Raw genomic sequence first — 26,568 nt, forward strand, 5'->3', positions numbered from 1 at the left:
CGAGGTGATCCCCTGACGGAAAAGAGTGGGGATCGTCACACCGACCGCCCGGTTTGCATGCCTGTCGGGTTAATTCTCTGCATCTATTCATGCACGAGGCGGAGGCTCGCCACATGGCTCGACAGCCGGAGGATCTTGCGATCGCTGCAGGTCAAGGCCGATTTACTGAGCCTCTCTGGTGGACGTGCCGACGACTCTCGGCCGCGTTGACAATCGGGAAGGTTTGCTTGATACCGTCTCGATGCGCGTTCAACAGTTGGTATTGCGACTGTTCTGGAGGAGCAGATGGACCAGCCGTCGTCCTTAGATCTACTCAAACCCGGCATGGAACAGTACCCCCCGGAGTTTTCGGAAGATTCTTCTCCCGAGAGATTCTCGCCGTCGGCCGGGATCGAACAAGCAGGGGGCGGAAGCGGGCAGGCGCTGCGGGTCCTCGTCGTCGAGAATGAAAGAAAGGCCGCGGACACGCTGACGCGAGGACTGCGCCGGCATGGCCATCGGGTCGAGAGCGTGGCAACCGGCATCAAGGCCTTACAGGCACATCACGGTGCCGACCTGGTCCTCCTGGATCTCGACCTGCCCGACCTCGACGGACTGGAGGTGTGCCGTGGCATCAGGGCTTCCGCCGATACGCCGATCATCGCGGTCACCGCGCGCGGCACCGAACTCGACCGTGTGCTCGGTCTTCAGGCGGGCTCGGACGACTACATGGTCAAACCGTATGGCTTCCGGGAGTTGATGGCCCGGATAGAAGCCGTGATGCGCCGGGTCCGTCCCCGGAAACCGGCCGAGCAGGTCATCACGCACGGCCCTCTGTGTATAGACGCAGGTGCCCGTGAGACCCGCCTGGACGGACACCGGGTGGAGCTGACCCGGAAGGAGTTCGACCTCCTTCATCTGCTCGCCTCACAGCCGGGGGCCGTTTTCTCACGTCGCCAGTTGATGACTCAGGTATGGGAGGACGCATGGTCGAGCGGAGGACGCACCATCGACACCCATGTCAGCAGTCTCCGGGGCAAGCTCGGTTCGAGCAGTTGGATCGTCACGGTCCGAGGGGTCGGCTTCCGACTCGGACATCCTTGATCTGACACGATCTCGGCTCTTCATGGCCTGGGCGCGGACGGGGCATCACGTCCCGGGCCCGGACCACGTCGAACCCGTTCTCCCGTAGAGGACGCCACCCGTACCTGGCGGAACCGGCGGCGTCCTCCGGGGCCGACGTCGGCAGTCAGTGTGCCCCGTGGGCGTCGGCTGCCGCCCGCTCGGACGCCGCGGCCGACGACTGCTCGCCCGAGTCTGCGGCGGCTGCGGCTTCTTCGCCCTCCGCGCGTCCTGGCAGGAACACCGAGGCGACCAGCAGAACGACAAGCGTGCCGATGGTGAACCAGTAGACGCCGTGGATGCCGTCCAGAACGTTCCCGTCGCCCAGTGTCTTCATGATGACCGTGACGAGGGCGATGCCGATGGCCGCGCCGAGCTGGTTGAGCATGTAGAGCACGGAGCTGCCCTGCGGTACCAGAGCCGGGGGCAGGGTCCGGTACAACGAGCCCATGGTCGGTGCGCCGACGAAGCCCATGCCCGCCCCCATGATCAGTGCGGCGGCCGACGACCACACCTCGGAGGTGGTGGCGGAGACCTGGGTGAGCCACAGACCTCCCAGAACGGCGGCGACGGCACCCCCCTGTACCAGGCTCCGGCTGCCGATCCTGTCGCTGAGGCTGCCGGCCAGCGGCATCGCGAGGGCGGCGCCGAGGCCGATGGGCGTCACCAGCAGGCCTGCCGCGAGCGTGCCGTGACCGTGCGCCTGCTGGTAGTACAGGGGGAGGGCGAACAGGCCGGTGAACGTGGCCAGGCCGTTCAGGGCCATCACCGACACGCTCGCGGTGAAGCTGCCGCTCTTGAACAGGCGCAGGTCGATCAGCGGCGGCGTGCTCCGTACGCGCAGGGCGTGAGCGGCGTACACGGCCAGCATGACCGCGCCGAGAACAAGCGGGGCGAGGACCAGCCAGTCGGCGAACGCGCCACGTTCCGCGCTCTGGGTCAGGGCGAGCACCAGCGCGGAGAAGCCCGGTCCGAGCAACGCCAGACCGATGACGTCGAGGCGGTTGTAAGGGAGTTCCGATCCACGCGGCGGATCGGCGGGGACGATCTTCACCGCGAGCAGCAACGCGATGAGACCGATGGGAACGCTGAGCCAGAACATCCAGCGCCAGGAGAGGCCTTCCAAGATGGCCCCGCCCGCGATCGGGCCGAGCACCGGGCCGAGCGAGAGGACGACCCCCATCAGTCCCATGACCCGGCCCGCACGCGTGGGTCCTGCGGCACGCGCCAGCAGTACCAGGACCAGCGGGTCGAGAATGCCCGCCCCCAGTCCCTGCACGACCCGGAACGCGATCAGGCTGCCCACGTTCCAAGCGAGTGCGCAGGCCAGTGAGCCGGCCAGGAAGAGCGTGAGGCCGCCGAGCCACATCCGCTTGCTGCCGAATCGGTCAACCGCCCACGAGGTGAACGGAATCAGAGCGGTGACTGCCAGCAGAAAGCCGGTGGAGGCCCATCCGATGGCGCTGAGGGATGCATCGAACTCCTCACTCAGGGGATCGAGTGCGACGGACACCATGGTGCTGTTGAGGATGCCCAGCATCCCGCCCAGCAGGACCACGGCGATCAGCCGCACGAGCGCGGGTTCCAGGCGGTCAGCTCGTAATTGCGACACAAATCCTCCGGTTTGCTCAGCACAATTGGATCTGCTGGTTCAATCTAGTGACCCAACTTAGTCACTCGCAACCATAAGATTGAACTTACTGGTTCAATCAAGAGGGATGTCCGGTAAGCTACCGGCGTGACCGAAGCAACCACGACAGCAACGTCGCAACGCCAGGCACCGCGCGGCCGCATCGACAAGCGGCAGGCGATCCTGGATGCCGCGTTCACTGTGTTCGCGCGTGAGGGGTACGCCAACGCCTGCGTCAAGGAAATCGCGGCCGAGGCGCGCGTGGCCAAGCCGACCGTCTACAACCACCTCAACGACAAGGCGAATCTCTTCCATCACGCGATCAAGCTGGCCGCCGAGACGGCACTGACCGAGAACCTGCAGATCGTCGAGCGACTTGCCGCACCGGACGACGATCTGCGCGGCGCACTCGAGGACATCGGCCACCACCTGCTCCGGTGCTACTGCAGCGATCGGTCCTGGGCTCTGCGCCGACTGGTCTACGCGGAAGCCTCCCGGTTCCCCGACCTGCTGGACGTCATGCAGGTCAGCGGCACGAGCCGAGTCACCGAAGCGCTGGCCGACCGGTTCGCGCGCCTGACGCTCGGCGGTCGCCTACGCACCCCCGATCCCGTCGAGGCCGCAGAGCAGTTCCTCGCGCTGCTCACCGGACCCGTCGAAGCACGGTCCCGATTCGGGACCCGCAGCCTCCTCGACCAGGATCTCCAAGCTCTGGCCGGGGTCGCGGTCGGCACCTTCCTCAGCGCCTTCGGGTCGTCGGCCGCTGCCGAGGACGCACCGGGGCACTGAGATGCACCTGGGCGGGGCGCCGACTGTTCGGCGCCCCGCCCAGGTGTGTGCTGCTGAGACCGGGTCAGCGAGCCAACAGCTGTTCAGTGACCTTGTCGAGACGCGTGGCGGCGTCCTCGTCGAACAGTTCCGGATCGTCCACTGCGATCCGCCGCCCCTCGACGAAGGCGCTCAGGGGTTCGGCAGGCGGAGCGTCAACGACCTCCGCGATCGGTGCGACGGCCTGTTCCACCGGCTTGCCCATGCGCCTGATCGCCGCGACCTGAGACTTTGTCACCGGATCATACTGACCTGCGAAACTGGTTGCCACCGTACCCGGATTAACCAGCACGTATCGGGTACGACCGCTGCCGTGGCGGGCCGCGTAGGCGACGCCGAGCAGATCGTTCGCCGTCCCCGCGTGCCGCTGCGCTTCGATGCCGCTGTATCCGCTCCGGAAGTGAAGGTCGTCCCAGCGGATGGCGGGCTTGTGGATCCCCGGCCCCGACACATTGACGATGACCGGCGCCCCGGACTTCTCCAGCGTCTCGGTCAGTCCGTGGCTCAGCAGGTAGCGGCTGAGGTACTCCAGGGCGAAGGTGCCCTCGTACCCTTCGGCCGTCTCGTACCGGTCGGAACGGAAGAACCGCGCGCACAGCACCAGGGCGTCGAGGGCGGGGAAGGCCTCCTTGAGTTCGTCGACGACCCGCCTGTTCTCGCTGACCAGACTTAAGTCCGCGGCGATGAAATGGGCGCACTCCTGGGCTCCGCGCTCCCCTGCCTCCTCCAGGAAGCGCTGGCCTTTGTCCACGCTGCGGCCGAGCACCACGACTCTGTCGCCCCGCTCGAGACGTGCGAGAGCCAGCCCTCTGCCGATCCCGTCGTTGCCGCCGGAAATCACGAACGTCTTCATCGGAAGTCTCCTTGCGCGGTGGCGCAGCAGTTCGGAGTCAAGTCATCGATTGATGACTTGGATCAAGCTACGCACCCTCCGACTAGGATGTCAACGACCGCTGACTCCGAGGAGACGCCGATGCCCCAGGCTCCCAAGCGCAAGCGTGACCGAGCGGCCACTGAGGCCGCGCTGCTGGCCGCAGCCCGGGCTCGGTTCACCCTCGGTGGCTATGACGCGACCAGCGTCAGGGACATCGCCCGCGACGCGGGGGTCGACCCCGCGCTGATCTTCCGGTACTTCGGCTCCAAGGAGCGGCTGTTCGAGCAGGCGGCCCAGACCGTGGAGGACCGGCGAGAAGCCCCACACGACGGCGTCGCGGCGGACGTCCCGACCCGCCTGCTGCACGCGGCCATGCAGCAGGCCGCACCCGGCTCCGCGGGCGGCCACCCCCTCGCCGCCCTCCTCCTTTCCTCAGGCCGGCCGGAGTGCCGCGAACGGCTCAACGCACAGCTGTCCAACGACTATGTGCACGCTCTTGAGCAACTCGTCGACCTGCCGGACCGCGAACTGCGCGCGGAGCTCCTCACCGCGTGGTTGTTGGGGATCACGGTCGCGCGCTCCCTGGCCCACACCCCCGCACTCTCCGAAGCATGCGTCGACGAGATCTCGCCGTACTTCGAGCGGGTCGCCGCCGTGCTGCTGGGCACCCCCGCACCCGTGGCCGCGTCGAGCGGGCCTGCCACACCGTGAGGCCGAGGGCTGCCCCTGCCGCACATATGTGGCAGGGGCAGCCCTCGGCCCGCGTTTCACCATGGGACGGGGCCGCTGTTGCCGAAGAACCCACCGGTGGGGCCGTTCGTGTCCATCAGGGCCATACGGACGATGATGTCGGCCCCTTCGGCCACTGTCTGCGGGCCCGTGTGCCCATTGAGGTCCGTCGCGGTGTGGCCGGGATCGACGGCGTTGATCCTCATCCTCGGGTGGGTGCGCGCGTACTGGGCTGTGACCATGTTCAGCGCGGCCTTCGAGGAGTTGTACGCGAGAGCGGAATAGTAGACCGGCAGAATCGAAGTGAACTGTTCGGGATCACCGGCGATGCCCAGCGAGCCCAGGCTGCTGCTCACGTTGACGATGACGGGCGCCTCGCTCGCCTCCAGCAGTGGTAAGAAGCTGTGAGTGACCCGTATCGCACCGAAGACGTTGGTCTCGTACGTCATGCGTACCTGCTCGGCCGTGGCGTCGTGGGCATCGTTGCCGAGACCGATGACCCCGGCGTTGTTGACGAGGACGTCGAGGCGCCCGGCCTCGGCACGGACACGTTCTGCCGCCGCGCTCACCGAATCGTCGTCCGTGACGTCGAGTGGCAGCGGACGGCCACCGAGTTCGGCCGCGGCCTTCTCACCGAGGCGCTCGTCGCGGGCTCCGACATAGACCGTGTGCCCCGTGCCGATCAACCGCCTCGCGGTTTCCCTGCCCAGTCCTCGGTTTGCGCCAGTGATCAATGTAATGGTCATGGAGTCACCCTCCCAACACACCACCGCCACCACGCCACCCGCCCCGCGAGATCGTGATGCACCTCTCACCCACGATCCCCGGCCCGGGCAAGGCGACTGCGGCAGGACAGGGCAGGCCGTGCCGTCCGCAAGGAGCCACTCGTGCCCGGCCCGCCCCATCGGCCGGACACCGCGGCCCATATAACGACCGCGTCGTACGGGTACTGGGCGGGTGCCTGGTTGGGCAAGATCGGCCCCGTCCTCTGCCCCCTTCGCTACCGTTCGTCGCCTTCCCTCCCCAACGCGTCGTACGTCGTGTCCGCGCCGATGCTCGCTGCCAGTGTCAGGTCCATCGGCGCCTGCCACCGCGAACCCTTTCCCCAGATCAGCGTCGGGCGGCGGACTCGCTTTCACGGCCTTCGTCATTCAGATGCATCCTTGTTCGGAGCGCATGGTCAGACGAAGGTCGCTCCAGCATCCGACGAGCACCGAGGTGAGCGGCCTGATCCGAGGTGCGTTTCGACTCATCGATAGCCTGCGTCATCATGACGCGCGCTTGGATCTTGCCGATGCTGCTTGTGCTCTGCGGCTCAGCCGTTGCGGCTGCGGCACTGTCGGTGTGCCACTGAGGATCACCGATTACGCCTGAGCCGTGGTCTTCTGGTTGAGGCGTGCGTAGGGTGTCCGGCCGCCGCGGGGGCGATGGTAGTTGTGGTTGTCCTCCCACTCGCGCAGCTTGTCGTTGAAGACTTCGGCGTAGTCGATGCTGACGCCGTCGAGGAGCCGGTAGAACTCCTCGGCGTCGATGTGGTGGGAGCGTTCGGCCTTGCCGTTCAGGCGCGGGGTGCGGGGCTTGATGTAGGTGTGGGCAATGCTCTGGGACAGCCACGACACCGACATCGACTCCACATCATCGCCGGCCTCATGGGCCACGAAGCCTTCGCCCACCACGGCCTCGGCAGCGCGCCCTCTTGATTCATCGGCGCGCTGCACATCCGGCCGGCTCAAACGGTCGGCGAGCGTGTCGGCACCTCCTCGGTGTCCCGACTGGTCGAGATCAGGGCGCAGCGTGGAGCAGCGGATGCGTGTTCGTGAATGCGGGACGTGCCGAAGGCGCGGGCGCAGATACTGATGGAGAGCTTGCGACGCTCGAAGTGGCCAAGGAAGGCATCCCACTCCTCCGCAGTGGGGGTGCGGTATTGCCGTATCGGTCTCCTCGGCGGCCGTCCGCGGTGTCCTTCTCGACCACTTCATCCAGGTCGCCGAGTCGATGCGCCCACCCGGCGCGGGCCTACACTCGGGACAGACCCGCCAGCCGGTGCGCCAAACAGGAAACCGCTGGTCAGCCCTGCAACCTTCTGCAGAGGCGGCCGTCGCGACCACGAGTGAGGCCAAGCCGACCCTGCGGCTTTCACTTTCCGATGTGCACTGCTCACCTGGGGTGCTTCATCTCCTCGGTTCCGCCCGGCGGCAGGTCCGGCCTGCCTCGATGGCCGGTCGTTCACTGCTGTCACCGCGGATCACGGCCACCAGCATCCTGGATCTGGCGGCACCGATGCAGAGCCGCTTGCGCAGCGTCTCGGCGGAGATCGGCCGCTTGTGCAGTTCCCAGTGATGAGCGTCCTCCCGCCGGGCACGCTCCAGGAGGTCGTCGTGCGCAGGCGGCATATCCGTGTCTGGGTCCTCCGTCGGATCACCGACGCGCGGTCCAGCCACAGTCCGTGCCGGATTTTCGTCGTCCCGGCTCTGGATACCGCTGATGGTTTGCAGAAGACCGGGACCGACCTCCGCCCAACCGATAAGAAGTAGCGGCCCCACCGCGTCAAATGGGGCCTTGCCGATCTGGCCCGCAAGCAGTGGGTCGGTGATGTTCAGGGCCAGGGTCATCACGCTGGAGAAGATCAGCAGTCGCCGGGCGGGGCGCAATTGCTCCGAGGTTGCACCGCGCAGGGCGAGGTAGCGGATGCCCAAGAGCAGACCGAGTACCGACAGGTCCACCGCCGGGGCCACCAAGGGCGCCACCCAGGCCTGTACGCCGAGGCGCAGGGCCAGGGTCCACACGTTGCCGAAGCCGAAGAGGAAGGTCAGGCCGACGACGGTGGCCATGGTCACCGTTACCGCGCGCAAGGTGCAGCCCTGCTCCAACATTCCGTTCGGATGAGCTTCGAGGTGTGCCCTCGTAGTGGCCGCCGTCATGGCGCACCATCCGATGCAGCGGCCCCGAACCGCCCTCGGCCAGCACGCGGGTCCGCCTGAATCTCCAGGTCGGCGCGCAGGACGACCGGTTGGGGTTTCGGTTCAAGTCCCCCCTCGGACACTCACTACGGCGATACGCGCACAAAGGCCTCGATCTCACGGTCGGGGTCCTTTCGCGTTTTCGTGACCGCTGGTGATGCCCGGGCTTCGCGGGGTGAGCCTTTCTCGGCAGGCGTCGACAGCGCGCATGCTCTCTGTGACATCAACGTGCCTCTTGGTGATCCCTGGATTCGCTCATCGTGCCTGTGTGCCTGTGTGCCTGTGTGCCTGTGCCTGCGTCCTGGCTCCGCGCCCTCGTGGCCGACTGCCCCGACCCTTCTGGACAGGGCCAAGGTCTTTCCATTCTTCTCAACCTCTAGTCAAATAGCGTCACTTGAAGCACACAGGTGTCATGCGTTGGTCTTGCCGCGGTGGCGGCAGAACATGCCCCAAGGAGACACACATGGCTGGCTCTCCCCTGAAGCGTCGCACGTTCGTCCTCCTCGGTGCCGCGGTCGCCGCGGCAGCCGGCGCCCGGACGTCGGTGGCCGCCGCGGCCTCCTCGGCGCCCGCAGGCACGCCGATGCCGGTCCGGATCGTCGACGACAGGGCGACACCCGCCACTCGCGCGCTGTTCGCGTACCTGAAGCGGCAGCAGGGCAAAGGCATCCTTTTCGGTCACCAGCACGACCTCACCTACGGCTTCACCTTCACCACTCCTGACGGCAAGGCGTCCGACACCAGAGCGGCGGTGGGCGACTACCCCGCGGTCTTCGGCTGGGACACTCTCATCCTCGACGGCGACGAACGCCCCGGCACCGAGGACGGAACCGAGGCCGAGAACATCGCCGCGCTCAGCCGGTGCATCCGGCAGGGGGACGCACGCGGCGGGATCAACACCCTCAGCGCCCACATGCCGAACTTCGTCACCGGCAAGGACTTCTACGACACCACGGGCCGAGTGGTCAGCCAGATCCTTCCCGGCGGCGCGAAGCACTCGTACTTCAACGCCTTCCTCGACCGCGTCGCGAAGGCCGTCAAGGGTGCGCGGCGGCCCGACGGCACCGCGATCCCGGTCATCTTCCGCCCCTTCCACGAGAACAACGGAGGCTGGTTCTGGTGGGGCGCGGGCCACACCACCTCGGGCGAGTTCATCGAACTGTTCCGCTACACCGTCGAGTACCTGCGCGACACCAGGGGCGTCCACAACCTGCTCTACGCCTACTCGCCCAACTCAAGTCTCGGAGGCGACCCGACCGGCTACCTCAAGACCTACCCGGGCGACCGTTTCGTCGACATCCTCGGCTACGACTCCTACGACGAAGCCGCCGGACCGACCCCCTGGCTGGATGGTCTGGTGAGGGACCTGGCGATGGTGGTCCGGCTGGCGAACGAGCGAGGCAAGGTGCCGGCCTTCACCGAGTTCGGGGAGAGCGGTACCGAGGTCCGCGACCCGCAGTGGTTCACCCGGCTGTTGCAGGCCGTCAAGGCGGACCCGCTGGCCCGCCAGGTGGCGTACATGCCCACCTGGGCCAACTTCGGAGGCACCAAGCGCGCTTATGTGCCGTACCCGGGTCACGTCCTGCTACCGGACTTCGTCAGGTTCCACCAGGATCCCTACACCCTGTTCGCCGCCGATCTCCGGGGGGTGTTCGCCGCTCGCACCACCGCTGTCAGGAACGGCCCCTCCATGCATCTGGTGACGCCCACGGACCGACAGCGCGTGACGGCAGCCAAGAGCACCGTCCGGGTGCGTGTCACGCCCGCGGGGGCGAGCCGGGTCACCTACTCCGTGAACGGTGGACGCGCCAGGCCCCTGCGCCTCGGCGCCGACGGCTACTACTCGGGCGCCTGGTCGATCGACACGGCCCTGCGGAAGAAGGGCTCGGCGACTCTCACCGTGCGCGCGCGGGTGGACGGCAAGACGCTCACCGACTCCGCGGTGGTCCTCCTCGGCGAAGTCGCACCCTTGCCCGCCGGTTGGGTCGACGACTTCGAGCGGTACGCCGGAGACGATGTCGCCGTCAGCGAGGCGTACACCCATCTCAACACCCACACCCTCACGCTGTCGCCCGACCACAAGTCCTCGGGCTCCTACGGACTGGCCTACGCGTACGACTTCACCGCCGCCGAGTTCACCGGCATAGGCAAGTCGGTCCTCGCGGACTGGTCCGCCTTCACGTCCCTGGCGCTGTGGCTGCGGGGCGACGGCTCGGAGAACGGCGGGGCGCTCGAGATCGTCGCCGACGGCGTCCAGTTCCAGTACCGGTTCGCGCTGGCCGACACGAGCGGGCAGGAGATCAGGGCACCCTTCAGCGAGTTCCAGCCCGCCCCCTGGGACACCACACACGCCACAGCCGTGCTCGACACGGCTCGTCTGGCCAAGGTGACGGCGTTCAACCTCTACCTCGGCCGTGGAAGCGGCGCGGTGACCAAAGGAATCGTGTACGTGGACGACATCAGGGCCGAATGACACACCCGGCACAGCGTCACCACCGCCGGAGCCCCATGATCCCCACCGACCGGTCCCCGGTCGGTGGGGATCATGGTCGTCTCCCGCGTCCGCCGAAAATACGGTGACCCGACCCTGCCGTTGTCCCTAGACTCGCCACACCTCGCGCGCCGCACGAGATCGCGGCGCGCTCCGGATGAGGTGTGACGAACGACGAGAGAGGGGAGCCCGGCCGTGTGTGACCGCACCGCTGTTGTCGTTCCCCGTTCCCTGTACGAGGTGATCCTCGTGTCCTCGTCCGTCCGGTGCCCGCTGCGCGGCCGGTACCGGATGCCCGTGACGCACGCCTGACGTCGAAACCCACGCGCCTGTGACGGAGGAAGAGCCCCGTCCTCGCCATGCCCTCGTCGTCCCTCGCCAAACGCACGGGAATCGCGCTGCCCTGAAACAGCTCAGCTGAAAGGCCTCGGGCCATGCGCAACACCATCCACAACCCTCTGAACGCCGTCCGTAACCTGGGCATCCTCGCCCACGTCGACGCCGGGAAGACCACCGTCACCGAGCGGTTCTTGTACGCCACCGGGACCACGCACAAGCGCGGTGAGGTCCATGACGGTACGACCGTCACCGACTTCGACCCGCAGGAGCGTGATCGCGGGATCACGATCTTCGCGGCGGCGGTCAGCTGTGACTGGGACGGTCACCGCATCAACCTGATCGACACACCGGGTCACGTCGACTTCGCCGACGAGGTGGAGCGCTCGCTCCGGGTGCTCGACGGGGCGATCGCGGTGTTCGACGCGGTCGCCGGGGTCGAGCCGCAGAGTGAGTCGGTGTGGCGGCAGGCCGATCGGCACGGCGTGCCGCGCATCGCCTTCGTCAACAAGCTGGACCGCTCGGGCGCCGACCTCGACTCGGCGGTCGAGTCCATTCGGGAGCGGCTGCATCCGGCGCCGCTGGTGGTGCAGTTGCCGATCGGCGCGGAGGACGGGTTCACCGGAGTCGTCGATCTGCTGCGCATGCGGGCGCTGGTCTGGGCGGACGGTTCCGACACGGCCGAGGAGGGGCCGGTGCCGGACGCGCTGCGGGACGAGGCGGAGCGACGCCGACGCCGGTTGGAGGAAGCGGTCGCGGAACTCCATCCCGTGGCGCTGGACGAGTTCTGCGCGGAGTCCACGCTCTCCGCGGACACGCTGACCTCGGCGCTGCGCGACCTGACCCGTGCCGGTGAAGGCGTCGTCGTGCTGTGCGGCTCGGCCTACCGCAACCGCGGTATCGAACCGCTGCTCGACGCCGTCGTGGCCTATCTGCCGTCGCCGCTCGACGTACCGGCCGTACGCGGGACGCACGACGGGACGGACGAGGAACGGGCCGCCGACGCGGGGGAACCCCTCTCCGCACTCGCGTTCAAGGTGAGCGCGACGGCGACGGGCCGACTGACCTATCTGCGGCTGTACTCGGGAACGATACGGAAGGGGGACACCGTGCTGGACGCGGGCACGCGGCGCACCGAGCGGATCGGACGGATCCTGCGGGTCCAGGCCGACCGGCACGCCGAGTTGGACCGGGCGGTGGCCGGGGACATCGTCGCGGTCATCGGGCTGAAGTCGGCCCGCGCCGGGACGACGCTGTGCGCACCGGCGGCTCCGCTGCTCCTCGAACCGCCGTCCGTCGCCGATCCGGTGGTGTCGGTGGCGGTCGAGGCCCGCAGGAGCACCGACACCGACCGGCTGGCGACGGCGCTGGCACGGCTGGTCGAGGAGGATCCCTCGCTGGTCGCGCGGACCGACCCCGAGACCGGTCAGACCGTCCTGTCCGGCATGGGCGAACTGCATCTGGAGGTGGCGGTGGAGAAGATCCGGCAGACGTACGGCCTTGAGGTCGCCGTCGGCCGGCCGCGGGTGGCCTATCGCGAGACGGTCGTCCGTGGGGTGTCCGGGCTGGTCTTCCGGCATGTCAAACAGGACGGCGGGGCGGGGCAGTTCGCCCATGTCGTCCTGGACGTGGAGCCCTTGGAGGAGGCTGACGGCGACGGCGGCGCCACGGGCTTCGCCTTCCGCTCGACCGTCGTCGGTGGTCGGGTGCCGCAGGAATACGTCCGCGCGGTCGAGGCGGGGTGCCGCGACGCCCTCGTCGAGGGTCCGCTCGGGGGTCACCCGGTGACCGGGGTGAGCGTCACCCTGACCGACGGCGCGACCCACTCCAAGGACTCCTCGGAGATGGCGTTCCGCACGGCCGGACGGCTCGCGCTGCGCGAGGCGATGCGGGGCAGTGCGATGGCCCTGCTGGAGCCGGTGGCCGACGTCACGGTCACCGTGCCGGCGGATGCCGTGGGCGGGGTTCTCGGCGACCTCGCGGCGCGACGCGGCCGGGTGACGGACTCGGTGGCCCGCGGTGGTTCGGTGGTGATCACGGCCACCGTGCCGCTGGCGGAGCTCTTCGGCTACGCGACGAGGTTGCGCAGCCGCACGCAGGGCCGGGGCACGTTCACGACCCGTCCCGCGGGGTACGCGCCGGCGCCGAGTGCGGTGACCAGTGACCGCTGAGTGAGGCACGACGGGGGATTTCGCCCCCGCCGCCCCTACCCGTCCCATCCCCGGGGCTGCGCCAGCGCACTGTCGGGTGCGGGCGGGTGGGGGCTTGTCGCCCCACCCGCCCGCGAATCCGCACCCCTCATCACCCCGTCACGCCCAGGGGCTCACCGCCGTGAAGGAGCTGTCGGCTTGGAAGGTGTCCGTGGCCTGGTACAGGTCTACGCGGAGTTCGTAGTTGTAGTGGCGGAGGTAGCGGCCGGGGTAGTTGTACGACTCCAGACGGAAGGACCCGGACGCCGTGCCCGGCCGGGCACAGTACGTGGCGTCCTTGGCGAACACGGTTGTGCCGTTGTTCGTGTCGAAGCGGACCCGGAAGTCCCAGTGCCGGAGGTAACGGCCGGCGGAGTCGCGGAAGGAGTAGCAGTTGGCGTCCGCGAGCCCGGGCACGATCGTGAAGGTCGCGCTCTGCTTGACGGCGGTGGTGCTGGAGGAGGTCACCGGGTCGACGTAACCGAGGCCGTCGGAGCGGACCACGGCGTACCGGCTCGAATAGTTGACGGACTGCAACGACCGGGTGGTGTTGGTCGGGAGCGTGACGCCGCCCGACACCGTCTCCTTGAGCACCGTCAGGTGGCGTACGAAGCCGGTCAGGCCCGGGAGTTCCGTCGGCGTCGACCACGTCGCGAAGTTGTCGTAGCTGTCGCTGTACCAGTACTTGCCCGCGCCATAGGCGTCGTAGTAGATCCGCCAGCCGCCGTTGTCGAGCTGGACGAGGGCAGGGCCCTCCATACCGGAGCCGAAGCCCGCCCAGTTGCCGGTCTTCCGCATGGTGTACGGGCCGGTGAGGCTGGAGGCGGTGGCGTACTCGATGTACTTCGTCGTCTCGTTCTTGGTGAACGCGTGGTACGTGGAGCCGATCTTGACGATGAAGGTGTCGATGTAGTTCGGGCTGATACCGGACAGCACGGTCGGCGCGGACCAGGCGGTGAGAGAGGAGTTCGTCGCCGTCAGCTTGTACGGCTTGAAGATCCACTCGCCGTCGGCCGCGATGGACGCCGACAGGATGATGTTGACGCTGCCGTTGCTGTCGACGAACCACTCCGGAGCCCAGGCGCGCTGGAGACCGCTGATCGGGACCGTGTAGTCGTACAGGAAGGTCCAGTTGAGGCGGTCGGTGGAGCGGGCGAAGCCGATGGTGGTGGACAGCGCCGACCAGGTGCGGGTGGTGTAGGTCAGGTAGTAGTAGCCGTCCGTGTGCTTGAAGATGCTGGGGTCACGGATCAGGCCGGACGGCGGGGTGTACGCCGGGCCCTTCCGGAGCGTGAACCCGGTCGCGTCCGGCGAGTCGTAGACGTACATGTTCGACTCGCTGCTGTTGGTGAACGCGGTCATCGTGTACCGCGTCGCCTGCCCGGCCGGCGGGTGTGCGGCTCCGGCCGGCCCGGCGAAGGCGGTGGTGAGGCCCAGCAGGGCGGCCACCGAGGTGAGGAGGGCGAGGACCGCCCTGAGGGTTCTGTTCAACGCTTGTCCCATTTCTGCGTGAACTGCCCCGAGGCGTGGGGTGTTGGTGGAGTGTTATTCGAAATTTCGGCTCTTGTGCGGAACTTCGGTCAGAAGATAAGAGGGGGGCATGCTCGCGTCAATGGATTGAGCCAGGCTTTCTGCGAGCAGAGATTCCGCTTTGAGTCCGCCATGAGCCCGCCATGAGTCTGCCGTGAGTTCGCCTTGGCTCTGCCTGGACTCCGTCGTGCTCGCGATCCGCCCCTCTGCACGACTCCGGCGTTGCCTCCCGCCCCGTGTATCCCCTGGTCGCCACCGGTTTCCCGGCCACCGCACAGGAGGGCAACAGGAAACCGGTCGACCCCGGTGTGCGGCGGGGGCAACTCTGGCTTCGTCAGCAAGCAGCGAGACGGACCAGCGAGGCCAAGGGGGGACCCATGAGACGCACGCTCATGTCTCTGTGGGCAGTCGTGACGGTCGTGACGGCCGCCACCGGATGCACCGGGGACACCGACGCGGGCAAGCCCGGTTCGGCCACCACGGCCGCACGCCAGACCCGCCCCCAGCCGCTGACCTGGCAGCAGGAGTTGCGCGTCAACGACGCCCAGCAGCGTCTGACGAAGCAGTGCATGAACCGCCAGGGCTTCGACTACTGGGAGGACCGCACCCTGACCCTGCGCGAGAGCCGCCCGGTGCGCTACGTCCAGGACGACGTGGAGTGGGCCCGTACGTACGGGTACGGCGGCCGGATCGACGCGAAGAGCCAGAAGGTCCGCGAGAGCAACCCCATCGGTACCTACCGCGCGAGCCTCCCCACCTCCCGGCGCGCCGCCTTCGACATCGCGCTCGACGGGGGCGACGACGCCCGTATCCTCACCGCGCCGCTGCCGGGGGGCAGCGGCGAGATCCGCAAGCGCAGCGGCGGCTGCACGGAGGAGGCCGAGCGCGAGCTCTACGGCGACCCGGCCGAATGGTTCCGCACGGGCAAGGTCGCCATGAGCCTCAACGGCCTCTACGGCGAAGAGCTGATGAAGGACCGTCAGCTCACTGCCGCCATCGCGTCATGGTCCCGCTGCATGAAGAAGGCGGGACACTCCTACAAGGACCCCCAAGCGGCACGCGACGCCCTCCGGGTCAACACCAGCCGGCTGGGCGAGGCCCGCGCCGACGAGGCGTTCGCCGCCGAGCGGAAGACCGCTGTCGCGGACGCCACCTGCGCCCGCGAGACGTCTCTGCGGACCGTGGCCTCGGCCCGGGAGACGTACTACGAGGACCGCCTGCACGACCGGTACGGCAAGGACGTCGACACGTACCGACGCCTCGGTCAGCAGGCCTACGACCGGGCGGTGCGCATCGTTCCGGAGCGCGACTGAGTACCTCACGCTCCGGGCGGGTTCACCGCCCTGCACCACCCACGCACACCAATGGAAAACGAGGGGAAACACCATGCGCAAGTTCACCGTCACGGCAGCGCTCCTCGGGCTCACCGCCCTGGGTGCCGTCGTACCCGCCGCCACCGCACAGGCGGCCGAGAGCACCGTCACCGGCCCCGGCTGTAACAGCAAGTGGGGTCCCCGTAACGGCAACATGTACGCCTGGCAGGACCTGGACTGCACGGGCACCCAGCTGATCGCCACTCCGGGGAACAGCGCCAACTGGGGTGCCGCCGCCAACGACAAGGCCACGTCCGTCATGAACCGCGGCTTCGTCGGCAGCCTCGACCACGTCGCGTTCTACCAGAACGACCTCCACCGCGGCGGTGTCGCCTGTCTCGCGCCGGGCGAGCTGTATGCCGACAACCTGACCGACAACCGGTTCAACAACGGCGTCATCGTGAACGACAACATCACCTCGCACCGGTGGGTCAACCGGGGCGACTGTGGTGGGGCCTTCCTGACCTGATCCGTCCGATCGGTGCGGGCGGCCCGGGACTGACCACCCCGGGCTGCCGGCCCCGGTTCAACGGCACGGCACACTCCACCGCAAGGGGGAACACCCGATGCGCAAGCTCATCACCACGGCGGCGCTCCTCGGTCTTGCCACGCTGGGCCTGACCGTGCCCGCCACAGCCGAGCAGGCGGCCGAAAGTGCCGTCGCCGGTCCCGTCTGTGACAGTAAGTGGGGTCCGCGCAACGGCAAGGTCTACGCCTGGGACCTCCCGGACTGTTCGGGCACCCTGCTGCCCGTCCCGATCAGCGGCACCTGGGGGCCCGACGCCAATGACAGGGCCTCGTCCGTCATGAACCGCGGCTACGCAGGCAGCCTGGACCACGTCGCGTTCTACGAGAACGGCAACTACAGCGGCGGTCAGGTCTGTCTCGCGCCGGGCGAGATGTATGCCGACAACCTGGCGTACAGCCGGTTCAGCAACGGCGCCCCGGTGGACAACAACATCAGCGCACACCGGTGGGTGGACAGGGGATCCTGCGCGTTCTTCCTGACCTGACCCCACCGCCCCAGGACCGCGAACGTCCGGAACCGCATCGGCCCTCGGTTCCGGACGTTCGTGTTTTTTCGCCACTCCGGGTGAAAGGCTTGGCTGCCCTCACCGCCCCGACAGTAACCTTTGGCAACCGCCGTCTCATGGGACGCACCTGCCTTGGGGGAACACCTTGGGGGACCCGCAGCTCGGACATGCAACAGACCATCGCAACGAACGGGACCGGGGCGCGCCGACCACGTCGTCCTTCCCCGCACAACTGAGACGACTGCGGCAGGAACGCGGCCTCTCCCTCACCGACCTCGCCCGGCAGACCCACTACAGCAAAGGCTACCTCAGCAAGATCGAGACCGGCACGAAGCGGGCGACCGTCGACGTCGCCCGCCTCTGCGACCAAGTCCTGCGCGCCGATGGTGAGTTGCTGCGACTCGTGGAGCAGGCGCCGCCCTCCGACGGCGGCGGCAGCAGGGAGGCCGGAGCCGAAGTCGAGGCCCCCGAACGGCAGTCCGGCGAGACGTGTCCCTACCGCGGCCTGTCGGCGTTCACCCCGCAGGACGCGGAATGGTTCTTCGGCCGAGAGCGAGCGACGGCCGCACTGGTGGAGCGGATCTTCGCAAGGGTCGGCAATGGACCGCTGATGCTGGTCGCCCCATCGGGCGCGGGCAAGTCGTCCCTGCTCAACGCCGGTCTCGTACCGGCCCTCCGACGCGGCGACCTCCCGATGGCCGGGGCCGACCGATGGCCGGTGGTGACGCTCACACCCACCTCACGGCCGCTGGACGAACTGCTGGAGCGCACCGCGAAGGCGCTCGGCAGCGACCTCGGCATCACCGTGGACGAGGTGCGGGAGAACCCCGACGCGCTGCTCGACGCCGTACGCGTCAGATCGGACGAGCCGCCGCCGGGCCCCGAGGGGCGGCTGCCTCCGCCCCCTCGACCGGTGCTGATCGTCGACCAGTTCGAGGAGTTGTTCACCCTCTGCTCCGACGAGGACGAACGGCGCTCCTTCGTCCGGGTGCTGAGCGCCCTCGCGACCTCCCGGCAGGAGGAGAGCGCACACGATCCGGCCGTCGTGGTACTCGGCGTACGCGCCGACTTCACCGGCAGCTGTCTGGAACTCCCCGAACTGGCCCCGGTCTTCACCGACGGGTTGTTCGTCCTGTCCCCGATGTCCATGGCCGAGCTGCGGGAATCGATCACACGCCCCGCGGAACTCACGGGGATCACCCTCGAGCCCGGCCTCGTCCCGCTGCTCCTGCGCGACGCCGGGCTGCGCGACGAACCGAGCCGGCAGGATCTCGGGACCGGCGCCGACGAGACACCCTCCGGCGCGCTTCCCCTCGTCTCCCACGCGCTGCTCGCCACCTGGCAGCGGCGCGAGGGGGCCGCGCTGACCGTCGACGGGTACGAGCGGGCGGGCGGCATCCAGGGGGCGGTCGCGCGCACCGCCGAGAATGTGTTCGCGCGCCTGTACCCGGCTGAGCAGCGGACCATCCGCCGCATCCTGTCCCGGCTGGTGTTCGTCGCGGACGGCGCCGGGGCGACCCGGCGCCGGATGAGCCGGGCCGCCCTCATGGCCCAACTCGCCGACGCCGAGGGGGCCGCCGCCGCACTCGACGCCTTCGTCCGGGCCCGGCTCATCACCATGCACAGCGACACCGTCGAGATCACCCACGAGGCCCTGCTGCACGCCTGGCCACGGCTGCGCGACTGGATCCACGCCGACCGGGCCGGACTGCTGCTCCACCAGCAACTGGCCCACGCGGCAGGCGAATGGGAGCGCGAGAACCGTGACCCGTCCGCCCTCTACCGGGGCACCCGGCTGGACACCGTACGGACCTGGGCCGACGAGTCGGACGGCTGGAGCAGGCTCGCACCCGGCGAGGAGGCTTTCCTGAGGGCCAGTCAGGCCGAGGAGGACGCCCGCCGGAAGCAGACCGTACGACAGGTCCGGCTGCGGCAGTCCCTGCTCGCCACGCTCGCCGTCCTGCTGGGTCTCGCCGTCACCGCCGGGGGTCTCGCCTACCAGCAGCGTGAGGGCGCCCTCGACCAGGAACGCGTCGCCCGGTCCCAGGCACTCGCCGAGCGGTCCGCGTCCCTCGCCGGGGGCCAGCCGGAGGCGTCGATGCTGCTCGCGGAGGAGGCCTACCGGGCCGACACCACCGCCGAGGCACGCGGCGCCCTGCTCAGCACCCAGTCCCAGCCCTTCTCCGCCCGGCTCGGCGGACACCGGGGGCCCGTCAACTCGGTGGCCTTCTCGCCGGACGACCGGTTGCTGGCGACGGCCAGTTCCGACGGCACGGTCACCCTGCGGAGCGTCGCCGAAGGTCACCGGACGCTCGCCGAGTTCACCGTCCCCGGACGCGTGCGCTCGGTCGCCTTCAGCTCCGACAGCCGTACGGTCGCGGCGACCTCGACGACCGGGCCGGTGAGCCTGTGGGGCGTGGCCGACCACAAGAGGAAGGCGGTCCTCGCGGCGAGCACGACGGGCGCCCGGGTGGTGTCCTTCGATCCCCGAGGCGGCGCGCTCGCCGTCGCGGCCGCCGACGGAACGGTCCAACTGTGGGACACCGGGCGCACACCCCGGCTGACCGCCTCGCTCCCCGGCCACGAGGGAACGCTCAACGCGCTGAGCCACTCGCCCGACGGCCGCACCCTGGTCTCCGCCGGCGCCGACCGGACCGTACGGCTCTGGCACACCGACCGGGCCCGCCCGCTCGCCGTGCTCAAGGGGCACACCGACGAGGTGCTCGGCGCCGCGTTCTCCCCCGACGGGCGGAGCGTGGCCTCCGGAGGCGTCGACCGGACCGTACGGCTGTGGAACGTGCGCGAGGGCCGTCCGACCGCGACCTTCGCCGGGAGCAGCGACGACATCAACGCCGTCGCCTACACACCCGACGGCGCGACGGTCCTCGGCGCGGTCGGCGACGGCACGACCCGACTGTGGGACGTGCGCAGCGGCAGACAGACCGTCGTCCTCGCCGGGCACACCGACTACGTCCTCGGGGCGGCCGTGAACTCCGACGGGACTCTGCTGGCCACGGCCGGCTTCGACCAGTCCGTGGTCCTCTGGGACCTCGGCGGCCAGGTGCTGACGGCACGTCCGTTCACCGAGGTCTGGCAGGTCGCGTACAGCCCCGACGGGAAACTGCTGGCCAGCGCCGACGCCGATCACACCGTACGGCTGTGGGACACGGCGAAACACACCCTCGTGAAGCCGTTCGAGGGACACACCGAGACGGTCTTCTCCGTCGCCTTCTCCCCGGACGGCAGGATCCTGGCCTCGGCGAGCTCCGACGGCACGGTCCGGCTGTGGGACGTCGCGAGACGCACACCCCTGGCGAAGCTGACGGGCCATGAGGGGGAGGTCTTCTCGGTGGCCTTCTCCCCGGACGGCAGGATCCTGGCCTCGGCCGGCGCGGACCGCACGGTCCGCCTCTGGGACGTCTCCTCACGCCGCGAGCTCGCCACCCTCGAAGGCCACGAGGACTACGCCAACGATGTCGCGTTCAGCCCCGACAGCCGTACCCTGGCCAGCGTCGGCGACGACCTGACCGTACGGCTCTGGGACGTCTCCTCGCACCGCCCGCTGACCGTCCTCACCGGCCACACCGGCGCGGTACGGGGCGTCGCGTTCAGCCCCGACGGCCGCGCCCTCGCCACCAGCGGCAACGACGGCACCGTACGCCTGTGGGACGTGCGCGAACGCCGCTTCGAGGCCGCCCTCACCGGCCACAGCGGCTCCGCCCGGGGCATCGCCTTCAGCCCCGACGGCCGCACCCTCGCCAGCAGCGGCAACGACCGTACGGTGCGCCTGTGGGACGTCCCCGGACGGCGGCCCTGGGCCACGCTCACGGGCCACACGAACGCCGTCTGGGGTGTGGACTTCGCCCCCGACGGGCGGACGGTGGCGAGCAGCAGCACCGACGGCACCGTACGACTGTGGGACCTCGACCCCGGAACCCGGCTGGCGGAGATCTGCCGACTGCGCGCCGGCCTCGGCCCCGACGAACGCGAGGCGCTGCTGCCCGGGGTGCCCGTCTCGGCGGGGACGGCCTGCCCTCGTGGCTGAGCGCCAACTGCCCTGCTCGGAGGGGGTTTCCCAGGTGTTTCCCGGTTGCCCGATCGGACAGGGCGACGCCTGGACCTCGACGAGCGGGCTGCACGGCCAGCAGGATGCTCAGTGACCAGAACATCCACCCGTTACACCGACCACGAAACGAACGGGGGTCCCGGCATGGAGCGCCGGACCGGACTCATCCGCACACTGATCGCCTTGTCGGTCCTCCTCTTCTGGGCGCCGGTGTCCACGGCCGCCGCGGCACCGGGGGCCGCCGCCGCGGGCGGGTGCGGCGTCCTCGCGCCGGGCGCCTCGGCGGCCGCCGAGAGAGCGATCGCCGCCGCCTGCGCCGAGGTCGACGCCGGCACCTGGTACACCTGGGGCGGCGGCCACGGCGCCCAACCCGGCCCCACCTACGGGCAGGTGGACCCCAGCGACCCGGAGGACAGCAAGCACGACCCCGAGCGGCGGGGGTTCGACTGCTCCGGTCTGGTCCGCCACGCCTACGCCAAGGCCACCGGCTCGGACCTCCTCAACGGCGTCGCCAGCCAGCAGTACTACACACACCGCGCCGCCGAACGCTTCACCGCCGCCCAGGGCCTCGCCCCGCTGCTCCCCGGCGACCTGCTGGCCTGGGGCACCTCGAAGGACCTGCACCACATCGCCATCTACCTCGGCGCCGGCAAGATGGTCGAGGCCAAGGAGTCCGGCACCAAGCTCATGGTCAGCGACGTGCGACTGAACGGCAGCTACTTCGGAGCCGTCCGCGTCAACACCGGCCAGGTCACCGGCCACATCCACCAGACCTGGGGCACCGGCGTCTGGACCAAGGCCGAGCCGTTCCTCAAGGCCGCCCGCGTCTACGCCTTCCCCCACTCCACCACGATCCGCGTCCAGTGCCAGAAGCGCTCCGAGATGGTCGAGTCCGACGGCTACAAGAACGACGTCTGGTCGTACCTCCCCGACTACAAGGCCTGGGTCACCAACATCTACATCAAGGGCCCGGCCTGGCTGGAAAACGTCCCCGAGTGCAAGTCCTGACCTCCAGCCCATGAAGCCACTCGCGCCGGTGACCGCCAGGGGGACGGTCGCCGGCGCGAGTTCCGTTCACACAGGACAACTGGGACTCCGGCAAGGGTGACCCTGCGTCTGCCCGCTCCTCCTAGGCGGCTTCCTTGCGCACCTCGTCCAGCCGTACCGCCCGGCGCTCCGCCACCGACAGGGTGCAGGCCTCCGCGATCCAGCTGGCCTCGATGGCGTCGGCCACCGTGCAGGGAGAGGTGCGGGTGCCGGCCACCACCTCGGTGAAGGCGGTGAGTTCGGTGCGGTAGGCGGGGGCGAAGCGGTCCATGAAGAAGTTGTGCGGGGGGCCCGGGGGGAAAGTGACGCCCGGTTCGGCGGAGCGGAGGGGGAGCTGGTTGTCGAGGCCGGCGGCGATGCTGTCCTTCATGCCGTGCACCTCCAGGCGGACGTCGTAACCGCGGGCGTTGTGACGGGTGTTGGAGATGACGCCGATGGTGCCGTCGTCGAAGGTGAGCAGGGCGGACGCCGTGTCGACGTCACCGGCCTCCCTGATGTAGTCCGCGCCCTTGTTGCCGCCCGTCGCGTACACCTCGACGACCTCGCGGCCCGTCACCCAGCGCACGATGTCGAAGTCGTGCACCGCGCAGTCCCGGAAGATGCCGCCCGACACCGCGACGTAGGCCGCCGGCGGCGGGGCGGGGTCCAACGTTGTCGACCGTACGGTGTGCAGTGTGCCCAACTCGCCGCTGAGAACGGCCTCCCTGGCCGTCACACAGCCCGCGTCGAACCGGCGGTTGTAGCCGATCTGCACCTCGACGCCGCTGTCCCGCACGGCGCGCAGCACGGTGAGGCTCTCCTCGACCGTCTTCGCCACCGGCTTCTCGCAGAACACCGGGATGCCGGCCTCGACCGCGGCGAGGATCAGCGCCGGGTGCGCGTCCGTCGCCGCGGTGATCACGACACCGTCGATGCCGGAGGCGAACACCGCCTCGGGGGAGTCGGCGACCGTGGCGCCGAACTTCTCGGCGGCCGAGGTGGCGGCCGCGGCCACCGGGTCGGAGACCACCAGCTCCTCCACGACGTCGAGCCCGGCGAGAGTGCCGGCGTGGAAGGCGCCGATACGGCCCAGCCCCAGGATGCCAATGCGCATGACCAGTGTCCCTTTCGGATGTGCGATGAGGTGGAGGAGAGACAGGGATAGGTGGACAGAGGGAGATACAGGTAGATACAAGCAGGTCAGGGGTGTATGCGGATCAGTCGGACGCGCCCATGACGTTCTGGTCCCAGTCGATGACCGAACCGGTCACCACACCACTGCGGTCCGACAGCAGGAAGACGACGAAGTCGGCGATCTCGTCGACCTGGCCCAGCTTGCCCATCGGCAGGCGCTCGGCGGCCCGCTCCCGCCAGTCGTCGCCCGCCCCGTGGAACTCCCGCTGGATGGCGTCCTCGCCTTCGGTCTCCGTCCAGCCGATGTTGAGGTCGTTGATCCGGATCCTGTCCCAGCGGTGGGCGTGGGCGGCGTTGCGCGTCAGGCCCGCCAGGCCCGCCTTCGCGGCGGAGTACGGCGCCAGGTGCGGGGGGCCGCCGTGCGCGCAGTTGGAGCCGATGTTGACGATCGTGCCGGGGGCCTTCCGGGCCGTCAGATGCGCCACGACCGCCTGCATCGCGAAGAAGGGCGCGCGCAAATTGATCGCGATGTGGGCGTCGAACAGCTCCGGCGAGGTGTCGAGGAGTGAGCCACGGGAGGTCAGGCCGGCCGAGTTGACCAGGCTGTCGATACGGCCGTGGGCCTCGATCACCCGCTCCACGCTGCCGCGCACCTGCGCCGGGTCCGTGAGGTCCGCCCGGACGAACGTGGCGCCGGAGTCCGCCGCCACCTTCTCGCCGGCCTCGGCGCGACGGCCCGTGAAGGCGACGGTCGCGCCCTCGCGCAGGGCCGCCCGCACGATGCCCTCGCCGATGCCCTGGCTGCCGCCGTTGACGAGGACGACCTTGTCCTCCAGGAGTGCCATGTGGGGGAGATTTCCTTTCCATCAGCTGCTGTTTGCCCGCTGAAGTCTGAAGCTCGTTATCCGTTATCTGTCATCTGTCATCTGTTACCTGTCAGCTCGGCGCCGCTCCGAGCCCGCCCGTAGTTCCTCGCTCAGCCGCTCCGGGCTCCAGCCCTCGGTCACGGCCCGCCACAACGTGTCCGCCTGCGACGGCGGGGCCAGTCCGTCGACCGGCGGGTCCCGGTCGAGGTCGGTCGGGAAGGGGTAGCCCTCGGCGGTGGCGGCCACCACGTGCCGCAGCCAGTCCTCGCCCGCACCTTCGTCCCGGCGCGTCAGCAGGACGGGGAACAGGGCGTTCGCCATCGCTTCGCGGTCCACCGTCTCCATCGCGCGGCCGAAGGCGGAGGAGACCTGGAGCAGGTTCGCCATGCGCCTGATGTCCGCCGAGCGGTTGTGTCCGGCGGCGTGGAAGAGCGCGGAGTTGAAGAAGACCGCGTCGCCCTTCTCCAAGGGGAGCTGGACGTGGTGCTCGTCGAAGTACGCGATGAACTCCGGCAGGCGCCAGGCCAGATAGCCGGGCTCGTACTTCTGGGAGTGCGGCAGGTACAGGGTCGGGCCGGACTCGACGGGCATGTCGCAGTGGGCCACCGCGCCCTGCAGGGTCAGCACCGGGGAGAGCCGGTGGACGTGCGCCGGGTACGCGGCCGCCTGCTGCTGGCCGAGGAAACCGAGGTGGTAGTCGCGGTGCGCGCTCTGCGCCGCGCCGCCGGGGTTGACCACGTTGATCTGGGAGGTCACCTGGTAGCCGGGGCCGAGCCAGGCCTCGGAGACCAGCGCCAGCATGTCTCCCGCGTAGTAGTCGGCGAACGCCTCCGGGGCCCGCAGGGCCACCTTCTCCAGCGCGTTCCACACGCGGTCGTTGGCGCCGGGCTTCGCGAAGTGGTCGCCGCGGGCTGTGCCGGACGCGCGCTCCTCCTCGATGAGCGCCTCGAAGGCGGTGGTGGCAGCGTCCACGACACCCGGATCGGCGTAGGCCCGCTTGAGGACGACCACGCCGGGGCCGTCGAGCAGGGCGCGCACGAGGTCCGCCTGCACCTCGCGGCGGTCGGCCGCGGCGCGCAGCCGCTCGCTGTCGTAGACGAGGACGTTCTGTTCGACGCCTTCCGCGTACGGGTGGTCGCCGGGGTCGGTGGTGCGCCCGACCAGGGCGCGGAACTCGGCGAGGTCGCAGTCCTTCTCGGCCAGCCAGGTCCTCGAGCCCGCGGCGGTGAGGGCCATGCGGAGTCCTTTCGCAGCGCTTTCGTCTCTGCCAGTCTTGGGGCGCGGACCCCCTCATACAACCCGCAGAGGCCCCTCAAAAACCCCTCAAGGAAGCGCAGCCATGGGACACCCCTACACGATCCGTGAGATCGCCCGTCAGGCCGGGCTGAGCCAGGCCACGGTCGACCGGGTCCTCAACGGCCGGGGCGGCGTGCGGGAGAGCACCGCCCGTGAGGTGCACCAGGCGGTCAAGGATCTGGACCGGCAGCGCACGCAGGTGCGCATCGGCGGCCGTACGTTCATGGTCGACATCGTGATGCAGTCGCCGGACCGGTTCTCGACGGCGGTACGGGAGGCGCTGGAGGCCGAACTGCCGTCCCTGCACCCGGCGGTCGTGCGGTCCCGGTTCCACTTCCGGGAGACCGGTTCCGTCTCGGAGATGGTGAAGGTGCTCGACCGGATAGGCCGGCGTGGCTCGCAGGGCGTGATCCTCAAGGCTCCCGACACGCCGGAGGTCACCGCCGCCGTCGAACGCCTGGTCGCGGCCGGCATATCGGTGGTCACCTTCGTGACGGACCTGCCGAGCAGCCCGCGCAGCGCGTATGTGGGCATCGACAACCGGGCCGCGGGGGCGACCGCCGCGTATCTGCTCCGGCAGTGGCTGGGCGACCGGCCCGGTGCGGTGCTGGTGACGATCAGCCGGAGTTTCTACCGCAACGAGGAGGAGCGCGAGATGGGGTTCCGAGCCGCGATGCGGGCCGCCGAGCCGGGGCGGACGCTCGTCGAGGTCACCGACAGCGACGGCCTCGACGCCACGCAGCGGGAACTCGTCCTCGACGCGCTGAAGCGGGAGCCAGGCATCGGCGCCGTCTACTCGATCGGCGGCGGCAACACCGCGACCCTCGACGCCTTCGCCGCGCTCGGCCGGGCGCCGTACGTCTTCGTCGCACACGACCTCGACCACGACAACACCCGGCTGCTGCGGGAGCACCGGCTCTCCGCCGTGCTCCACCACGATCTCCGCCAGGACATGCGCCGCGCCTGCCAGACCATCATGCGGACCCACCAGGCCCTGCCGGACGAGGGCCCGTTCCTGCCGTCGGCGATCCAGGTGGTGACGCCGTTCAACATGCCACCGGGGGCGGGAGCCGGAACCGTACCCGGGGTGGGGTAGCCCTCCGGC

19 protein-coding genes and 1 pseudogene are annotated in these 26,568 nt (G+C 69.3%); 11 read left to right on the forward strand and 9 right to left on the reverse strand.

Annotation, left to right across the window (positions count from 1 at the left end; translation table 11 throughout):
* Positions 1 to 285: 285 nt before the first annotated feature.
* Complete coding sequence (locus CES90_RS03445) at positions 286 to 1,083, forward strand: response regulator transcription factor (RefSeq protein ID WP_189783097.1); 798 nt, start codon at positions 286 to 288, stop codon at positions 1,081 to 1,083.
* Between the two features lie 145 nt (positions 1,084 to 1,228).
* Here the strand turns inward: CES90_RS03445 and CES90_RS03450 are convergent, their stop codons facing one another.
* On the reverse strand, positions 1,229 to 2,713 hold the full coding sequence (locus CES90_RS03450) for a DHA2 family efflux MFS transporter permease subunit (RefSeq protein WP_189783096.1): 1,485 nt from the start codon (positions 2,711 to 2,713) through the stop codon (positions 1,229 to 1,231).
* A gap of 126 nt (positions 2,714 to 2,839) precedes the next feature.
* Here CES90_RS03450 and CES90_RS03455 point away from each other — a divergent pair, with 126 nt between their 5' ends.
* Positions 2,840 to 3,520: a TetR/AcrR family transcriptional regulator gene (locus tag CES90_RS03455; protein WP_189783095.1), complete on the forward strand. Its 681-nt coding sequence runs from the start codon at positions 2,840 to 2,842 to the stop codon at positions 3,518 to 3,520.
* Between the two features lie 64 nt (positions 3,521 to 3,584).
* Here CES90_RS03455 and CES90_RS03460 read toward each other — a convergent pair whose 3' ends face one another.
* Positions 3,585 to 4,412: an SDR family NAD(P)-dependent oxidoreductase gene (locus CES90_RS03460; protein WP_189783094.1), complete on the reverse strand. Its 828-nt coding sequence runs from the start codon at positions 4,410 to 4,412 to the stop codon at positions 3,585 to 3,587.
* 120 nt (positions 4,413 to 4,532) lie between these two features.
* Between CES90_RS03460 and CES90_RS03465 the strand changes: the two genes are divergently transcribed.
* A complete protein-coding gene (locus CES90_RS03465) occupies positions 4,533 to 5,144 on the forward strand; it encodes a TetR/AcrR family transcriptional regulator (protein ID WP_189783093.1) in 612 nt (203 codons plus the stop codon).
* 56 nt (positions 5,145 to 5,200) lie between these two features.
* On the opposite strand, the gene CES90_RS03470 is transcribed toward CES90_RS03465, so the two are convergent.
* The 3 genes and pseudogenes from CES90_RS03470 to CES90_RS03480 all read right to left on the reverse strand — a co-directional run bounded on the left by CES90_RS03470 (position 5,201) and on the right by CES90_RS03480 (position 7,993).
* Positions 5,201 to 5,908: an SDR family NAD(P)-dependent oxidoreductase gene (locus CES90_RS03470; RefSeq protein WP_189783092.1), complete on the reverse strand. Its 708-nt coding sequence runs from the start codon at positions 5,906 to 5,908 to the stop codon at positions 5,201 to 5,203.
* Positions 5,909 to 6,526: 618 nt separating this feature from the next.
* A pseudogene (locus tag CES90_RS49250) lies at positions 6,527 to 6,772 on the reverse strand (integrase core domain-containing protein); the annotation flags it as partial.
* 561 nt (positions 6,773 to 7,333) lie between these two features.
* On the reverse strand, positions 7,334 to 7,993 hold the full coding sequence (locus CES90_RS03480) for a SpdA protein (protein WP_208921399.1): 660 nt from the start codon (positions 7,991 to 7,993) through the stop codon (positions 7,334 to 7,336).
* 592 nt (positions 7,994 to 8,585) lie between these two features.
* On the opposite strand from CES90_RS03480, the gene CES90_RS03485 reads away from it, so the two are divergent.
* A complete protein-coding gene (locus CES90_RS03485; RefSeq protein WP_189783090.1) occupies positions 8,586 to 10,595 on the forward strand; it encodes a glycosyl hydrolase in 2,010 nt (669 codons plus the stop codon).
* 452 nt (positions 10,596 to 11,047) lie between these two features.
* Positions 11,048 to 13,120, forward strand: a complete 2,073-nt coding sequence (fusA, locus tag CES90_RS03490; protein ID WP_189783089.1) for an elongation factor G — start codon at positions 11,048 to 11,050, stop codon at positions 13,118 to 13,120.
* A gap of 138 nt (positions 13,121 to 13,258) precedes the next feature.
* On the opposite strand, the gene CES90_RS03495 is transcribed toward fusA, so the two are convergent.
* Entirely contained in the window at positions 13,259 to 14,629 is a 1,371-nt protein-coding gene (locus CES90_RS03495; protein ID WP_189783088.1) for a glycoside hydrolase family 43 protein, read from the reverse strand.
* 416 nt (positions 14,630 to 15,045) lie between these two features.
* Here CES90_RS03495 and CES90_RS03500 point away from each other — a divergent pair, with 416 nt between their 5' ends.
* From CES90_RS03500 to CES90_RS03520, 5 genes are all read left to right on the forward strand, one after another.
* Complete coding sequence (locus CES90_RS03500; RefSeq protein ID WP_229913813.1) at positions 15,046 to 15,981, forward strand: hypothetical protein; 936 nt, start codon at positions 15,046 to 15,048, stop codon at positions 15,979 to 15,981.
* 73 nt (positions 15,982 to 16,054) lie between these two features.
* Positions 16,055 to 16,510 carry a peptidase inhibitor family I36 protein gene (locus CES90_RS03505; protein WP_189783087.1) on the forward strand — a complete coding sequence of 152 codons (456 nt, stop codon included), beginning with the start codon at positions 16,055 to 16,057 and terminating at the stop codon, positions 16,508 to 16,510.
* Positions 16,511 to 16,607: 97 nt separating this feature from the next.
* On the forward strand, positions 16,608 to 17,054 hold the full coding sequence (locus CES90_RS03510; RefSeq protein WP_189783086.1) for a peptidase inhibitor family I36 protein: 447 nt from the start codon (positions 16,608 to 16,610) through the stop codon (positions 17,052 to 17,054).
* Positions 17,055 to 17,220: 166 nt separating this feature from the next.
* Positions 17,221 to 21,120: an nSTAND1 domain-containing NTPase gene (locus CES90_RS03515; protein WP_189783085.1), complete on the forward strand. Its 3,900-nt coding sequence runs from the start codon at positions 17,221 to 17,223 to the stop codon at positions 21,118 to 21,120.
* A gap of 165 nt (positions 21,121 to 21,285) precedes the next feature.
* Positions 21,286 to 22,149 carry an NlpC/P60 family protein gene (locus CES90_RS03520; RefSeq protein ID WP_189783194.1) on the forward strand — a complete coding sequence of 288 codons (864 nt, stop codon included), beginning with the start codon at positions 21,286 to 21,288 and terminating at the stop codon, positions 22,147 to 22,149.
* A 121-nt stretch (positions 22,150 to 22,270) separates the two neighbouring features.
* Here the strand turns inward: CES90_RS03520 and CES90_RS03525 are convergent, their stop codons facing one another.
* The 3 genes from CES90_RS03525 to CES90_RS03535 form a co-directional block, all read right to left on the reverse strand.
* Entirely contained in the window at positions 22,271 to 23,281 is a 1,011-nt protein-coding gene (locus CES90_RS03525; RefSeq protein WP_189783084.1) for a Gfo/Idh/MocA family protein, read from the reverse strand.
* Between the two features lie 103 nt (positions 23,282 to 23,384).
* Complete coding sequence (locus tag CES90_RS03530; RefSeq protein WP_189783083.1) at positions 23,385 to 24,146, reverse strand: SDR family oxidoreductase; 762 nt, start codon at positions 24,144 to 24,146, stop codon at positions 23,385 to 23,387.
* A gap of 84 nt (positions 24,147 to 24,230) precedes the next feature.
* Positions 24,231 to 25,403 carry a phytanoyl-CoA dioxygenase family protein gene (locus CES90_RS03535; RefSeq protein WP_189783082.1) on the reverse strand — a complete coding sequence of 391 codons (1,173 nt, stop codon included), beginning with the start codon at positions 25,401 to 25,403 and terminating at the stop codon, positions 24,231 to 24,233.
* A 103-nt stretch (positions 25,404 to 25,506) separates the two neighbouring features.
* On the opposite strand from CES90_RS03535, the gene CES90_RS03540 reads away from it, so the two are divergent.
* Complete coding sequence (locus tag CES90_RS03540) at positions 25,507 to 26,559, forward strand: LacI family DNA-binding transcriptional regulator (protein WP_189783081.1); 1,053 nt, start codon at positions 25,507 to 25,509, stop codon at positions 26,557 to 26,559.
* Positions 26,560 to 26,568 lie beyond the last annotated feature (9 nt).

Origin of the sequence: Streptomyces capitiformicae, from assembly GCF_002214185.1 — a bacterium.
In the GTDB taxonomy this organism is placed as follows: domain Bacteria; phylum Actinomycetota; class Actinomycetes; order Streptomycetales; family Streptomycetaceae; genus Streptomyces; species Streptomyces capitiformicae.

Excerpts from the sequence above, each read along its gene's own strand:
- CES90_RS03445 (WP_189783097.1), top strand. The coding sequence starts at position 286 with ATGGACCAGCCGTCGTCCTTAGATCTACTCAAACCCGGCATGGAACAG.
- CES90_RS03460 (WP_189783094.1), bottom strand. The coding sequence starts at position 4,412 with ATGAAGACGTTCGTGATTTCCGGCGGCAACGACGGGATCGGCAGAGGG.
- CES90_RS03465 (WP_189783093.1), top strand. The coding sequence starts at position 4,533 with ATGCCCCAGGCTCCCAAGCGCAAGCGTGACCGAGCGGCCACTGAGGCC.
- CES90_RS03470 (WP_189783092.1), bottom strand. The coding sequence starts at position 5,908 with ATGACCATTACATTGATCACTGGCGCAAACCGAGGACTGGGCAGGGAA.
- CES90_RS03480 (WP_208921399.1), bottom strand. The coding sequence starts at position 7,993 with ATGGCCACCGTCGTCGGCCTGACCTTCCTCTTCGGCTTCGGCAACGTG.
- CES90_RS03485 (WP_189783090.1), top strand. The coding sequence starts at position 8,586 with ATGGCTGGCTCTCCCCTGAAGCGTCGCACGTTCGTCCTCCTCGGTGCC.
- fusA (WP_189783089.1), top strand. The coding sequence starts at position 11,048 with ATGCGCAACACCATCCACAACCCTCTGAACGCCGTCCGTAACCTGGGC.
- CES90_RS03500 (WP_229913813.1), top strand. The coding sequence starts at position 15,046 with ATGAGACGCACGCTCATGTCTCTGTGGGCAGTCGTGACGGTCGTGACG.
- CES90_RS03505 (WP_189783087.1), top strand. The coding sequence starts at position 16,055 with ATGCGCAAGTTCACCGTCACGGCAGCGCTCCTCGGGCTCACCGCCCTG.
- CES90_RS03510 (WP_189783086.1), top strand. The coding sequence starts at position 16,608 with ATGCGCAAGCTCATCACCACGGCGGCGCTCCTCGGTCTTGCCACGCTG.
- CES90_RS03520 (WP_189783194.1), top strand. The coding sequence starts at position 21,286 with ATGGAGCGCCGGACCGGACTCATCCGCACACTGATCGCCTTGTCGGTC.
- CES90_RS03525 (WP_189783084.1), bottom strand. The coding sequence starts at position 23,281 with ATGCGCATTGGCATCCTGGGGCTGGGCCGTATCGGCGCCTTCCACGCC.
- CES90_RS03530 (WP_189783083.1), bottom strand. The coding sequence starts at position 24,146 with ATGGCACTCCTGGAGGACAAGGTCGTCCTCGTCAACGGCGGCAGCCAG.
- CES90_RS03535 (WP_189783082.1), bottom strand. The coding sequence starts at position 25,403 with ATGGCCCTCACCGCCGCGGGCTCGAGGACCTGGCTGGCCGAGAAGGAC.
- CES90_RS03540 (WP_189783081.1), top strand. The coding sequence starts at position 25,507 with ATGGGACACCCCTACACGATCCGTGAGATCGCCCGTCAGGCCGGGCTG.